Origin of the sequence: Rhizobium sp. CFBP 13726, from assembly GCF_014841925.1 — a bacterium.
In the GTDB taxonomy this organism is placed as follows: Bacteria; Pseudomonadota; Alphaproteobacteria; order Rhizobiales; family Rhizobiaceae; genus Neorhizobium; species Neorhizobium soli.
On record NZ_JACYUU010000001.1, the window covers coordinates 644184 to 657331 of the forward strand.

Annotated in this window: 12 protein-coding genes; all 12 read left to right on the forward strand. The window is 59.6% G+C overall.

Features of this window, described 5'->3' with window-relative positions; translation table 11 throughout:
- Window positions 1-15: 15 nt before the first annotated feature.
- Window positions 16-618 carry an NADH-quinone oxidoreductase subunit C gene (locus IFT66_RS03105; RefSeq protein ID WP_062580253.1) on the forward strand — a complete coding sequence of 201 codons (603 nt, stop codon included), beginning with the start codon at window positions 16-18 and terminating at the stop codon, window positions 616-618.
- Window positions 619-852: 234 nt separating this feature from the next.
- Entirely contained in the window at window positions 853-2043 is a 1191-nt protein-coding gene (locus IFT66_RS03110) for an NADH-quinone oxidoreductase subunit D (RefSeq protein ID WP_062453235.1), read from the forward strand.
- Window positions 2043-2291 carry a hypothetical protein gene (locus IFT66_RS03115; RefSeq protein WP_192076760.1) on the forward strand — a complete coding sequence of 83 codons (249 nt, stop codon included), beginning with the start codon at window positions 2043-2045 and terminating at the stop codon, window positions 2289-2291. The genes IFT66_RS03110 and IFT66_RS03115 overlap by 1 nt, the downstream gene beginning before the upstream one ends.
- Window positions 2292-2306: 15 nt before the next feature.
- Window positions 2307-3239 (forward strand): NADH-quinone oxidoreductase subunit NuoE, encoded by a 933-nt coding sequence (gene nuoE / locus IFT66_RS03120; RefSeq protein WP_192076761.1) that lies wholly within the window; start codon window positions 2307-2309, stop codon window positions 3237-3239.
- A 91-nt stretch (window positions 3240-3330) separates the two neighbouring features.
- The gene (gene nuoF / locus IFT66_RS03125) at window positions 3331-4635 is read left to right on the forward strand and encodes an NADH-quinone oxidoreductase subunit NuoF (RefSeq protein WP_092661984.1); all 1305 of its coding nucleotides are present in this window, start codon (window positions 3331-3333) and stop codon (window positions 4633-4635) included.
- Window positions 4636-4868: 233 nt separating this feature from the next.
- On the forward strand, window positions 4869-6950 hold the full coding sequence (nuoG, locus tag IFT66_RS03130; protein WP_192076762.1) for an NADH-quinone oxidoreductase subunit NuoG: 2082 nt from the start codon (window positions 4869-4871) through the stop codon (window positions 6948-6950).
- A 7-nt stretch (window positions 6951-6957) separates the two neighbouring features.
- Window positions 6958-8001: an NADH-quinone oxidoreductase subunit NuoH gene (gene nuoH, locus IFT66_RS03135; protein WP_062454722.1), complete on the forward strand. Its 1044-nt coding sequence runs from the start codon at window positions 6958-6960 to the stop codon at window positions 7999-8001.
- Window positions 8002-8040: 39 nt separating this feature from the next.
- Window positions 8041-8529 (forward strand): NADH-quinone oxidoreductase subunit NuoI, encoded by a 489-nt coding sequence (nuoI, locus tag IFT66_RS03140; RefSeq protein ID WP_062580005.1) that lies wholly within the window; start codon window positions 8041-8043, stop codon window positions 8527-8529.
- Window positions 8530-8668: 139 nt separating this feature from the next.
- Entirely contained in the window at window positions 8669-9283 is a 615-nt protein-coding gene (locus tag IFT66_RS03145) for an NADH-quinone oxidoreductase subunit J (protein ID WP_092661988.1), read from the forward strand.
- A 27-nt stretch (window positions 9284-9310) separates the two neighbouring features.
- Window positions 9311-9619, forward strand: coding sequence for an NADH-quinone oxidoreductase subunit NuoK (gene nuoK / locus IFT66_RS03150; RefSeq protein WP_062453229.1), 309 nt, complete (start codon window positions 9311-9313; stop codon window positions 9617-9619).
- A gap of 7 nt (window positions 9620-9626) precedes the next feature.
- A complete protein-coding gene (gene nuoL, locus IFT66_RS03155; RefSeq protein ID WP_192076763.1) occupies window positions 9627-11627 on the forward strand; it encodes an NADH-quinone oxidoreductase subunit L in 2001 nt (666 codons plus the stop codon).
- Complete coding sequence (locus IFT66_RS03160; protein ID WP_062580009.1) at window positions 11627-13138, forward strand: NADH-quinone oxidoreductase subunit M; 1512 nt, start codon at window positions 11627-11629, stop codon at window positions 13136-13138. The genes nuoL and IFT66_RS03160 overlap by 1 nt, the downstream gene beginning before the upstream one ends.
- The last annotated feature ends 10 nt before the right edge of the window (window positions 13139-13148 follow it).

Genomic DNA, 13148 nt, shown 5'->3' on the forward strand with positions numbered 1-13148 from the left:
CTTGAGGAGGATATGATGACCGAGACCCTGAGCGAGCTTTCGACCTACATTCGCGAATCGCGCTCGACGCTGGTCGAAGACGCGGTGATGTCCTATGGCGAACTGAACCTGATCGCCACCAGCGACAACATCATCGAGCTTCTGACCTTCCTCCGCGATGATCCGAAATGCCGTTTCATCAGCTTCATCGATATCTGCGGCGTCGATTATCCGGCCCGTGCGAAGCGTTTTGATGTGGTCTATCACCTGCTGTCGCCGCACCGGAACCTGCGTATCCGGATCAAGGTTGCAACGGGCGAGGACGAACCGGTTCCTTCGGCATTCTCGGTCTACCCGGGCGCCGACTGGTTCGAACGTGAGGCCTGGGATCTCTACGGCATCCTGTTTACCGGTCACCCGGATCTTCGCCGGATTCTCACCGATTACGGTTTCGAGGGGCATCCGCTCCGCAAGGACTTCCCGACGACCGGCTTCGTCGAGGTTCGTTACGACGACAGCGTCAAGCGCGTCGTCTACGAACCGGTCGAACTTCGGCAGGAATTCCGCAACTTCGATTTCCTTTCACCTTGGGAGGGGACGGATTACGTTCTTCCCGGTGACGAGAAGGCGAAGACCTGACGCGGTTGATTTGGTGATTGCCGGGTTGGGTGGACTTGGTTGAGGGAGCGGGCAGGCGGGTCGATTAGACGTGGTAATGTGATATCGGTCGAAAATATCAGGAGAGGACAGCAACATGGTTGCACTCCCTGAAAGATCGGTTCCTACTGGGTCGGCGTTCGTCTGAATTGATTGACATGACGATGAAGCAGAATTTCGGGCGGTTGCCCATTTTCCAAAGCGCGGAGCGCTGAAATGACGGAACACAACGTCCGGAACTTCAATATCAACTTCGGTCCGCAGCATCCGGCTGCTCATGGCGTTCTGCGTCTGGTGCTGGAACTGGATGGCGAGATCGTCGAGCGTGTCGATCCGCATATCGGTCTCCTGCATCGCGGCACCGAAAAGCTGATCGAGACCAAGACCTATCTGCAGGCCTTGCCCTATTTCGACCGGCTCGATTACGTCGCGCCGATGAACCAGGAGCATGCCTACTCGCTCGCGGTCGAAAAGCTGCTCGGCCTCGAGATCCCGATCCGCGGTCAGCTGATCCGCGTTCTCTATTCGGAAATCGGCCGTATCCTCTCGCATCTTCTGAACGTCACGACGCAGGCCATGGACGTCGGCGCTCTGACCCCGCCGCTTTGGGGCTTCGAAGAACGCGAAAAGCTGATGGTGTTCTATGAGCGCGCCTGCGGCGCCCGCATGCATGCCGCCTATTTCCGTCCGGGTGGCGTTCATCAGGACCTGCCGGTGGAACTGGTCGAAGACATCGGCCAGTGGTGCGACGAATTCCCGGCAAAGCTCGACGATATCGACGACCTTCTGACAGGCAACCGCATTTTCAAGCAGCGCAACGTCGATATCGGCGTCGTGAGCCTCGACGATGCATGGGCCTGGGGCTTCTCCGGCGTCATGGTCCGCGGTTCGGGCGCGGCTTGGGATCTGCGCAAGTCGCAGCCTTACGAATGCTACGCCGACCTCGACTTCGATATTCCGATCGGCAAGAACGGCGATTGCTACGACCGCTACCTGATCCGCATGATCGAGATGCGCGAATCCTGCAAGATCATGAAGCAGTGCGTCAATCGTCTGCTCAGCGACGCAAAGACCGGCCCGGTGTCTTCGACCGACGGCAAGGTCGTGCCGCCGAAGCGTGGCGAGATGAAGCGGTCGATGGAAGCGCTGATCCACCACTTCAAGCTCTACACCGAAGGCTACCACGTTCCGGCCGGCGAAGTTTACGCGGCCGTCGAAGCGCCCAAGGGCGAGTTCGGCGTGTTCCTGGTCGCCGATGGCACCAACAAGCCCTACCGCTGCAAGATCCGCGCTCCGGGTTATGCACATCTCCAGGCGATGGACTTCATCTGTCGCGGACACCAGCTGGCGGACGTGTCTGCGGTGTTGGGTTCTCTGGACATCGTGTTCGGTGAGGTTGACCGCTGATGAAGCTTCGCGCCGTCGCAGCCGCTGCTCTCGTGCTCTCTGCTCCTGCGGTCTCGCAGGCGCAGGAGGCGCTGTCGAGTGTCAGCGGCGGTTCGGCGTCGATGGCTACGCTCCTGTCCGATGGCTACGAGATCAAGACATCCGTACTCAACGGCACGAAGCTGATCGTGTTCATGCAGAAAGACAAGACGGCCTATGCCTGCGAATTCGTGACACTCACGAGATCGCGGTGCGGGGTCATAAACTGATAAGGCGTTGAAAGCATGTCCGTTCGTCGACTAGCCGAAGAACAGTTCCAGCCGGCAAACTTCTCCTTCAACGAGGAGAATGCGGTCTGGGCAGAGGCAACGATCAGGAAATACCCGGAAGGCCGGCAGCAGTCGGCCGTCATTCCGTTGTTGATGCGTGCGCAGGAGCAGGATGGCTGGGTCACCCGCTCGGCGATCGAGCATATCGCCGCCAAGCTTGACATGGCTTACATCCGCGTCCTCGAAGTCGCGACCTTCTACACCCAGTTCCAGCTGAAGCCGATCGGCACGCGCGCCCATATCCAGGTCTGCGGCACGACGCCTTGTATGCTTCGCGGTTCGGAAGACCTGATCAAGGTCTGTCAGAAGAAGATCCACCACGATCCGCTGCATCTCAATGCAACCGGCACGTTGTCCTGGGAAGAGGTCGAGTGTCAGGGCGCCTGCGTCAACGCGCCGATGGTGATCATCTTCAAGGATGCCTACGAGGACCTGACCCCCGAGCGTCTTGAAGAAATCATCGACACGTTCGAGGCAGGCAAGGGCTCAGAGGTCAAGACCGGTCCGCAGATCGACCGTCATGAGTCGGCACCGATCGGTGCTCCGATCACGCTGGTCGACGATATCAAGCCTGTTCGCACCAATCTCGAGCCGCAGCCACAGGCTGTGACCGAAGGCGCATCCGTGCCGCCAGCAAATGCCGGTCGTCCGAAGGATACGGCGCCTGAGACAGACAAGTCGCTGAAGACGCCGGTCACGGCACCGAAGGCTGCTGCCGAGAACGTCAAGGTTGCTGAAAAGGGCGAAGGTTCGCCGACGACAACCGAGACGGCGCCAGCAGCGACCGGCAGCAAGGCCGAAGGCGCTCCGGCAGAGCTCGGTGTTCCCTCGGGCGAGACGAAGCCGAAGCGCAGCCGCAAGCCGAAGCCTGAAGGGGAAAGCTCCTGATGAAGGGCGCGGCAAAGTTTCGGTCCGTCACGACGGGCATGCTGATGATGACATCCGATGTGATAAAGTCGGTCGAGTAGGTAGATAGATCATGTTGCAAGACCAGGATCGCATTTTCACCAATATCTACGGTCTCAAGGACAAGTCCTTGAAGGGCGCGATGAGCCGTGGCCACTGGGATGGTACGAAGATCATCATCGAAAAGGGCCGCGACTGGATCATCAACGAGATGAAGGCTTCCGGTCTTCGCGGTCGTGGTGGCGCAGGCTTCCCGACCGGTCTCAAGTGGTCCTTCATGCCGAAGGAATCGGATGGTCGCCCGCACTATCTCGTCGTCAACGCCGACGAATCGGAGCCTGGCACCTGCAAGGACCGTGAAATCATGCGCAACGATCCGCATACGCTGATCGAAGGCTGCGTGATCGCCGGTTTCGCCATGAACGCGCATACCGCCTACATCTATGTCCGCGGCGAATACATGCGCGAGCGTGAAGACCTGCAGGCGGCGATCGATGAATGCTATGCTGCCGGTCTGCTTGGCGTGAACAACAAGAACGGCTGGGATTTCGATATCTACGTCCATCACGGCGCCGGTGCCTATATCTGCGGCGAAGAGACGGCGCTCCTCGAAAGCCTCGAAGGCAAGAAGGGCCAGCCGCGCCTGAAGCCTCCGTTTCCGGCCAATATGGGTCTCTACGGCTGCCCGACGACCGTCAACAACGTCGAATCGATCGCTGTTGCGCCGACCATTCTGCGCCGCGGAGCCTCGTGGTTCTCGTCGATCGGTCGTCCGAACAATGTCGGCACCAAGCTGTTCATGGTGTCTGGTCACGTCAACAAGCCCTGCACCTTTGAAGAGGCGATGGGTCTGTCGTTCCGCGAGATCATCGAGCATCATTGCGGCGGTATCCGCGGCGGTTGGGATAACCTTCTCGGCGTCATTCCCGGCGGCGCGTCCTGCCCGATCGTTCGCGGCGAAGACATGGCCGATGCCATCATGGACTTTGACGGCATGCGCGACGTGAAATCGTCGTTCGGCACGGGCGGCATGATCGTCATGGACAAGTCGACCGACGTCATCAAGGCGATCTGGCGCATCGCAGCCTTCTTCAAGCACGAGAGCTGCGGCCAGTGTACACCTTGCCGCGAAGGCACGGGCTGGATGATGCGCGTTCTCGAGCGCATGGTGCGCGGCAACGCGCAGAAGCGCGAAATCGACATGCTATTTCAGGTCTCGAAGCAGATCGAGGGTCACACGATCTGTGCGCTGGGTGATGCGGCCGCTTGGCCGGTCCAAGGCCTGATCCGCAATTTCCGCCCTGAAATCGAGGCGCGTATCGACCAGTACACGAAGGACTCGACCTCGCACGGCGCAGTTCTGGAAGCAGCGGAGTAACCGGACGGCATCAGCCCGAAGGTTGGAAAGAATTCGAAGGACAAAGGTGTTGGCGGGCTTGCCGCGATCGCCGCTTGGTCCGAAACAGATATTGCCCGGTTCGAAGACGACTTGGGTTTCGATGGGCGCATTTCGCGGGGCGACTGGGTCGGCCAGGCGAGGGCGCTGTTGAAGTAAGGAATGTGTCCCTCGGCGAGACGGCTGATGGATGAACTGAGGACGTAGTTAAGACGATGACGAAGCTGAAGGTAGACGGCAAGGAAATCGAAGTCCCGGATCATTTCACGCTGCTTCAAGCGTGTGAGGAAGCCGGCGCCGAAATCCCGCGCTTTTGTTTCCACGAGCGTCTGTCCGTGGCAGGCAACTGTCGCATGTGCCTGATCGAGGTAAAGGGTGGCCCGCCAAAGCCGGCGGCATCCTGCGCGATGGGCGTGCGCGATATTCGCGGCGGCCCGAATGGCGAACTGCCGGAAGTCTTCACCAACACGCCGATGGTCAAGAAGGCCCGCGAAGGCGTGATGGAATTCCTGCTGATCAACCATCCGCTGGATTGCCCGATCTGCGACCAGGGTGGCGAATGCGACCTGCAGGATCAGGCGATGGCCTTCGGCATCGATAGCTCGCGCTACACCGAAAACAAGCGCGCCGTCGAAGACAAGTATATCGGCCCGCTCGTCAAGACCGTGATGAACCGCTGCATTCACTGCACGCGCTGCGTCCGCTTCACGACCGAAGTCGGCGGCATTTCTGAGCTTGGTCTTATCGGCCGCGGTGAAGATGCCGAAATCACGACCTATCTCGAGCACGCGATGACCTCGGAGCTTCAGGGCAACGTTGTCGATCTCTGCCCCGTCGGTGCGCTCACCTCCAAGCCGTTCGCCTTCACGGCCCGTCCTTGGGAACTGAACAAGACCGAATCGATCGACGTCATGGATGCCGTCGGCTCCGCAATCCGCGTCGACACCCGCGGCCGCGAAGTGATGCGCATCATGCCGCGCGTCAACGAGCAGGTGAACGAAGAGTGGATCTCGGACAAGACCCGCTTCATCTGGGACGGTCTGAAAACCCAGCGCCTCGATCGCCCTTATGTCCGCAAGGACGGCCGTCTGCAGGCTGCAAGCTGGGCCGAAGCCTTCGCAGCGATCAAGACCGCTGTTTCCGCGACATCAGGGGACAAGATCGGCGCAATTGCCGGCGATCTGGCTTCGGTCGAGGAAATGTACGCGCTGAAGTCGCTGATGAACTCGCTCGGTTCGGAAAACCTCGATTGTCGCCAGGACGGGACGGCGCTCGATCCGTCGCTTGGTCGCGGCAGCTACATCTTCAACCCGACCATCGAAGGCATCGAACAGGCCGGTGGCTTGCTCCTGATCGGCGCCAACCCGCGCTATGAAGCTTCGGTTCTAAACGCCCGCATTCGCAAGCGTTTCCGTCGCGGCAACTTCCCGATCGGCGTGATCGGCGAAGTAAGCGAACTCCGCTACGCCTATGATTATCTCGGCGCCGGCCCGGACTCGCTTGCCGAGCTTTCGTCGGGCAGCAACAGCTTTGCCGAAAAGCTGCGCGGCGTGAAGAACCCGATGATCATCGTAGGGCAGGGGGCTCTCTCGCGTCCGGATGGTCTCGCGATTCTCCAGGCAGCGGCAAAGCTTGCCGGTTCCGTTGGCGCGCTGACCGACGAGTGGAACGGTCTCGGCGTCCTGCACACCGCAGCATCGCGCGTAGGTGGCCTCGATCTCGGCTTCGTGCCGGGTGCCAAGGGTGCCAATGCCGCAACCATGCTGAAGTCGATGGACGTTCTCTTCCTGCTTGGCGCCGACGAGATGGAGTTCTCGACGAAATACGCCAAGTTCACCGTCTATATCGGCAGCCACGGCGATAACGGCGCGCATACCGCCGACGTCATCCTGCCGGCCGCAACCTACACGGAAAAGTCCGGAACCTGGGTCAACACCGAAGGCCGCGTCCAGATGGGCAACCGTGCCGGCTTCGCGCCGGGCGAAGCCCGCGAGGATTGGGCAATCATCCGCGCCCTGTCAGACGTGCTCGGCAAGAAGCTGCCGTTCGATTCGCTTTATGCTCTGCGTGCGAAGCTCTATGCGGATCACCCGCATTTTGCGGATCTCGATGAGATCGCGACCGGCTCGGTCAACGACATCGCCACCCTCGGCCTGAAATCCGGTGAGCTTTCCAAGGGCGGCTTCACGACGCCGATCAAGGATTTCTATCTGACCAACCCGATCGCCCGCGCATCTGCCGTCATGGCGGAATGCTCGGCACTGGCCCGCAACAATTTCCAGGTTGCGGCGGAGTAATATGAACATGGATTCGTTCTTCTGGACCTACGTTTGGCCGGCACTGATCATGGTTGGGCAGTCTCTTCTGCTCCTGGTCTGCCTTCTGGTCTTCATTGCCTATATCCTTCTCGCCGACCGCAAGATCTGGGCGGCCGTTCAGCTGCGCCGGGGTCCCAACGTCGTTGGCCCGTTCGGTCTGTTCCAGTCCTTCGCCGACCTTTTGAAGTTCATCCTGAAGGAGCCGATCATTCCGGCTGGCGCCAACAAAGGCGTCTTCCTTCTGGCTCCACTGATTTCGGTGACGCTGGCACTCGCCACCTGGGCGGTCATTCCGTTCAGCCAGAACTGGGTTATCGCCAACATCAATGTCGGTATCCTCTACGTCTTCGCGATCTCGTCGCTCGAAGTCTACGGCATCATCATGGCCGGCTGGGCATCGAACTCGAAATACCCGTTCCTCGGTGCACTTCGCTCGGCGGCGCAGATGGTGTCTTATGAAGTCTCGATCGGCTTCGTCATCGTCTCGGTCCTGCTCTGCGTCGGCTCGCTCAACCTGACCGACATTGTCAATGCACAGCATGACGGTCTCGGCACGATGATGGGTCTGCCGGCTTCGTTCCTCGACTGGCACTGGCTGGCGCTGTTCCCGATGTTCGTGATCTTCTTCATCTCGGCGCTCGCAGAAACCAACCGTCCCCCGTTCGATTTGCCGGAAGCGGAATCCGAACTTGTCGCCGGTTACATGGTCGAGTATTCGTCAGCGCCATACATGATGCTGATGCTTGGCGAATATGCCGCCATCCTGATGATGTGCTCGCTGACCACTATTCTTTTCCTCGGAGGCTGGCTGCCGCCGGTAGACGTCTGGTTCCTCAACTGGGTTCCCGGCATCATCTGGTTCATGCTGAAAGGCTCCATGGTCTTCTTCATGTTCGCTATGGTGAAGGCCTTCGTACCGCGCTATCGCTACGACCAACTCATGCGTCTCGGCTGGAAGGTGTTTCTGCCTCTGTCGCTCGCCATGGTCGTGATCGTTGCATTCGTGCTGAAACTGATGGGATGGGCATGATCATGGCCCGTTCGTCACTCGGCATAATTGGAGAATAAGATGGCTATTGCCCAGGCTATCAACTCGCTGTTCCTGAAGGAATTCGTCGGCGCCTTCTTCCTGTCGATGAGGTATTTCTTCAAGCAGAAGGCGACGATCAACTACCCGTTCGAAAAGGGCCCGGTCTCGCCGCGCTTCCGTGGCGAACATGCACTGCGCCGCTATCCGAACGGCGAAGAGCGTTGCATCGCCTGCAAGCTGTGCGAGGCGATCTGTCCCGCCCAAGCGATCACGATCGAAGCCGGCCCGCGCCGTAACGACGGCACCCGCCGCACGGTGCGTTACGATATCGACATGGTGAAGTGCATCTACTGCGGCTTCTGCCAGGAAGCCTGCCCGGTCGATGCGATCGTTGAAGGTCCTAATTTCGAATTCTCGACGGAAACCCGCGAAGAACTGTATTTCGACAAGGCACGTCTTCTCGAAAACGGCGATCGTTGGGAGCGTGAAATCGCGCGCAACATCGGGATCGACTCGCCCTACCGGTAACGGGGCGAGCATGCCGTCGCTCTGATCGGGCGCCGGGCAAGCATTGGTCATTTAATCTCGGTGCGTTCGAAGCGCCGGGTTCTGACGGGCAGGGGGCTTTTTGGAAGCGCCGCCCGATGAGGAACGAAAAGGCACCACGATGGGTCTGCAGGCTATCTTTTTCTACATCTTCGCGTTCATCGCGGTGGCGTCGGCGTTCATGGTCATCTCGGCCAAGAACCCGGTCCATTCGGTGCTCTTCCTCATCCTCACCTTCTTCAATTCGGCGGGCCTGTTCCTGCTGACCGGGGCCGAGTTCCTGGCGATGATCCTGCTCGTCGTCTATATCGGCGCGGTCGCGGTTCTCTTCCTGTTCGTCGTGATGATGCTCGACATCGACTTTGCGGAACTGCGCTCCGGTATTCTCCAGTACGCGCCGATCGGCATCGTCATCGGGCTGATCCTCGCGGCTGAACTGATCGTCGTGATCGGCGGCTCGGTTCTGGCGCCTGAGGCGGCGAGTTCCATCACCATGCCGATCCCGAACCCTGCCGTGCGCACCAACACGGCCGCTCTCGGCGATGTGCTCTATACGAATTACGTCTATTTCTTCCAGCTCGCCGGCATGGTGCTTCTGGTCGCAATGATCGGCGCCATCGTGCTGACGCTGCGCCATCGCACCAACGTCAAGCGTCAGGATATTTCGAGGCAGGTCGCACGCACGCCGGAAACCGCCGTCGAGGTGGTCAAGGTCAAGTCCGGTCAGGGTCTCTGAAGGTAGCGGGAACAAGGAACAACAATTATGGAAATCGGTCTTTCCCACTATCTCACGGTCAGCGCCATCCTGTTCACGCTTGGCGTGTTCGGCATCTTCCTGAACCGCAAGAACGTCATCATCATCCTGATGTCGGTCGAGCTTATCCTGCTCGCGGTCAACCTCAACATGGTGGCCTTCTCGTCCTTCCTGAACGACATCGTCGGCCAGGTCTTCGCACTGTTCATTCTGACCGTCGCTGCTGCGGAAGCTGCCATCGGTCTTGCAATTCTCGTCGTCTTCTACCGCAACCGCGGCTCGATCGCGGTCGAAGACGTCAATATGATGAAGGGCTGATCGGGTCATGATCTACAAGGCAATCGTCTTTCTTCCCCTGATCGGCTTTCTGATCGCCGGCCTGTTCGGCCGCCAGATCGGTGCCAAGGCATCCGAATACGTCACCAGTGGTCTGATGATCATCGCGGCGATCCTGTCCTGGATCGTCTTCTTCAACGTGGCCCTTCACCACGGCGAAGCCGGCGAAGTTATCAAGGTTCCGGTGATGCAGTGGATGCAGTCGGGCGGCATCGACGTCGAGTGGTCGTTCCGCATCGATACGCTGAGCGCGATCATGTTCGTCGTCGTCAACTCCGTGTCGACGCTCGTGCATATCTACTCGATCGGCTACATGCACCACGATCCGCATCGCCCGCGGTTCTTCGCCTACCTGTCGCTGTTCACCTTCGCGATGTTGATGCTGATCACGTCCGACAACCTGGCGCAGATGTTCTTCGGCTGGGAGGGCGTGGGTCTCGCGTCCTATCTGCTGATCGGCTTCTGGTACAAGAAGCCGTCCGCTTCGGCTGCGGCCATGAAGGCATTCATTGTCAACCGCGTCGGCGACTTCGGCTTCATCCTCGGCATTGCCGGCCTGTTCGTGCTGTTCGGCTCGATCAGCTTTGAAACCATTTTTGCCGCTGCGGCCAACTACCTGCCGGCTGAAGGTGCTCCGGAAGCGACGCAGGTCGTTGCCAACATCTTCGGCATGGAACTGACACGGGCAACCGCACTCACCGTCGTCTGCCTGCTTCTGTTCATGGGCGCCATGGGCAAGTCGGCGCAGTTCCTGCTGCACACCTGGCTGCCGGACGCGATGGAAGGCCCGACCCCGGTCTCGGCCCTCATTCACGCCGCGACCATGGTCACCGCCGGTGTGTTCCTCGTCGCCCGCATGTCGCCGGTGTTCGAGCTGTCGCCGGATGCGCTGACCATTGTCACCATTATCGGTGCGATCACGGCCTTCTTCGCGGCAACCGTCGGCCTCGTGCAGAACGACATCAAGCGCGTCATCGCCTATTCGACCTGTTCGCAGCTCGGCTACATGTTCGTGGCACTCGGCGTCGGCGCCTATGGTGCCGCCGTATTCCACCTGTTCACGCACGCCTTCTTCAAGGCACTCCTGTTTCTATGCGCCGGCTCGGTCATCCATGCCGTCGATGGCGAACAGGACATGCGACACATGGGCGGCCTGCGCAGCCACATCAAGCTGACCTTCGCCATGATGCTGATCGGCACGCTTGCCATCACCGGCGTCGGCATTCCGTTCACGCCGATCGGTTTTGCAGGCTTCTTCTCGAAGGACTTCATCATCGAGGCAACCTATGCCTCGTCCTCGCCAGTTGCAGGCTTTGCCTTCACTCTGCTGGTCATTGCCGCGATGTTCACGAGCTTCTATTCGTGGCGCCTGATCTTCCTCACCTTCTTCGGCAAGCCGCGTGCGAGCCATGAAGTGATGCATCACGTCCATGAGAGCCCCAACGTCATGCTGGTGCCGCTCTACATCCTGGCAGCCGGCGCAGTGCTCGCTGGTGTCGTGTTCAAGGAATTCTTCTACGGCCACGACTACGACGCCTTCTGGAAGGGCGCGCTGTTCACGTCGGAGCAGAACGAACTGCTGCACGAGTTCCACCACGTGCCGGCACTGGTGGCGCTGTCGCCATTCATGGCCATGCTGATCGGACTTGTCACCGCCTGGTACTTCTACATCAAGTCGCCGGAAACCCCGAAGCGTCTCGCCGCTTCGCAGCAGGGCCTCTACCAGTTCCTGCTGAACAAGTGGTATTTCGACGAACTCTACGACTTCCTCTTCGTCCGCTCGGCCAAGGCTCTCGGCCGCTTCCTGTGGAAGAAGGGTGACGTCGCCGTTATCGATAACTACGGCCCCAACGGCGTCGCCGCCCGCGTGGTCGATATCACCGACCGGGTGGTCAAGCTGCAGTCCGGTTACCTTTATCACTACGCGTTCGCGATGCTGATCGGCGTCGCCGCCCTCGTCACATGGATGATGCTCGGGAGCTCAATGTAATGACCGACTGGCCAATTCTCTCGACGGTCACCTTCCTGCCGCTGGTCGGCGTTCTCCTCCTCTTGCTGACAAACGGCGAGGGGGCGAACGGTCGCCGCAACGTGCTCAACATCGCGCTCCTGACGACGGTCGTCACCTTTATCGTCTCTCTGTTCATCTGGATCGGTTTCGACAATTCGAACCCGGGCTTCCAGATGGTCGAAAAGCATGAGTGGCTGAGCACGGGGATTTCCTATCATCTCGGCGTCGACGGCATTTCCATGTTGTTCGTCATCCTGACGACATTCCTGATGCCGTTCTGCGTGCTTGCCAGCTGGGAAGCGATCGAGAAGCGCGTCAAGGAATACATGATTTCCTTCCTGCTCCTGCAGGTGGCCATGACCGGCGTCTTCGTCGGCCTCGATATCGTGCTTTTCTACATCTTCTTCGAAGCGACGCTGATCCCGATGTTCATCATCATCGGCGTCTGGGGCGGCAAGGATCGCGTCTACGCATCCTACAAGCTGTTCCTCTATACGCTGCTTGGTTCGGTTCTGATGATGCTGGCCGTGATGGCCATGTACTGGCAGGCCGGCACGACCGATATGACCGAGCTTCTGAAGTTCGGCTTCCCGGCCGGCGTCCAGACCTGGCTCTGGCTCGCCTGCTTTGCAGCCTTCGCGGTGAAAATGCCGATGTGGCCGGTCCACACCTGGCTTCCGGATGCGCACGTTCAGGCCCCGACCGCAGGTTCGGTCATCCTGGCTGGCGTCATGCTGAAGCTCGGCGGCTACGGCATGATCCGCATCCTCTTGCAGATGTTCCCGCTGGCATCCGAGTACTTCGCGCCGATGGTGTTTGCGCTGTCCGTCATTGCCATCATCTACACCTCGCTGGTGGCGATGATGCAGGACGACATCAAGAAGCTGATCGCTTACTCGTCGGTTGCCCACATGGGCTACGTTACGATGGGCATCTTTGCGGCAAACCAGCAGGGCGTGCAGGGTGCGATCTTCCAGATGCTGTCGCATGGTATCGTCTCCGGCGCGCTCTTCCTCTGCGTCGGCGTTGTCTATGACCGCCTCCATACCCGCGAGATCTCGGCTTACGGTGGTCTCGTCAACAACATGCCGAAATATGCCGTCGCCTTCATGATCCTCACCATGGCGAATGTCGGCCTGCCGGGCACATCCGGCTTTGTCGGCGAATTCCTGACGATCATGGGCGTCTTCCGGGTCAACACCTGGGTGGCACTGTTTGCCGCCACCGGCGTCATCCTTTCCGCGTCCTATGCGCTCTGGCTTTATCGCCGGGTCATTTTCGGGGCACTGGAAAAGGAAAAGCTGAAGGCACTTCTCGACCTTTCGACGCGAGAGAAGTTCCTGCTCTACCCACTGGTCGCGCTCACGATTTTCTACGGTTTCTATCCAATGCCGGTCCTTAACGCGACCGCAGCCTCGGTGGATCTCGTGGTGAACAATTACTCCGCAGCCTTGGCCGCAGCAAAGAACCTTGCACTCAACGTGCACTGAGACGGGACGA

Coding starts and splice junctions, on each gene's coding strand:
- nuoI (WP_062580005.1), top strand. CDS start 8,041: ATGGCTATTGCCCAGGCTATCAACTCGCTGTTCCTGAAGGAATTCGTC.
- IFT66_RS03105 (WP_062580253.1), top strand. CDS start 16: ATGACCGAGACCCTGAGCGAGCTTTCGACCTACATTCGCGAATCGCGC.
- IFT66_RS03145 (WP_092661988.1), top strand. CDS start 8,669: ATGGGTCTGCAGGCTATCTTTTTCTACATCTTCGCGTTCATCGCGGTG.
- IFT66_RS03110 (WP_062453235.1), top strand. CDS start 853: ATGACGGAACACAACGTCCGGAACTTCAATATCAACTTCGGTCCGCAG.
- IFT66_RS03160 (WP_062580009.1), top strand. CDS start 11,627: ATGACCGACTGGCCAATTCTCTCGACGGTCACCTTCCTGCCGCTGGTC.
- nuoG (WP_192076762.1), top strand. CDS start 4,869: ATGACGAAGCTGAAGGTAGACGGCAAGGAAATCGAAGTCCCGGATCAT.
- nuoF (WP_092661984.1), top strand. CDS start 3,331: ATGTTGCAAGACCAGGATCGCATTTTCACCAATATCTACGGTCTCAAG.
- nuoL (WP_192076763.1), top strand. CDS start 9,627: ATGATCTACAAGGCAATCGTCTTTCTTCCCCTGATCGGCTTTCTGATC.
- nuoE (WP_192076761.1), top strand. CDS start 2,307: ATGTCCGTTCGTCGACTAGCCGAAGAACAGTTCCAGCCGGCAAACTTC.
- nuoH (WP_062454722.1), top strand. CDS start 6,958: ATGGATTCGTTCTTCTGGACCTACGTTTGGCCGGCACTGATCATGGTT.
- IFT66_RS03115 (WP_192076760.1), top strand. CDS start 2,043: ATGAAGCTTCGCGCCGTCGCAGCCGCTGCTCTCGTGCTCTCTGCTCCT.
- nuoK (WP_062453229.1), top strand. CDS start 9,311: ATGGAAATCGGTCTTTCCCACTATCTCACGGTCAGCGCCATCCTGTTC.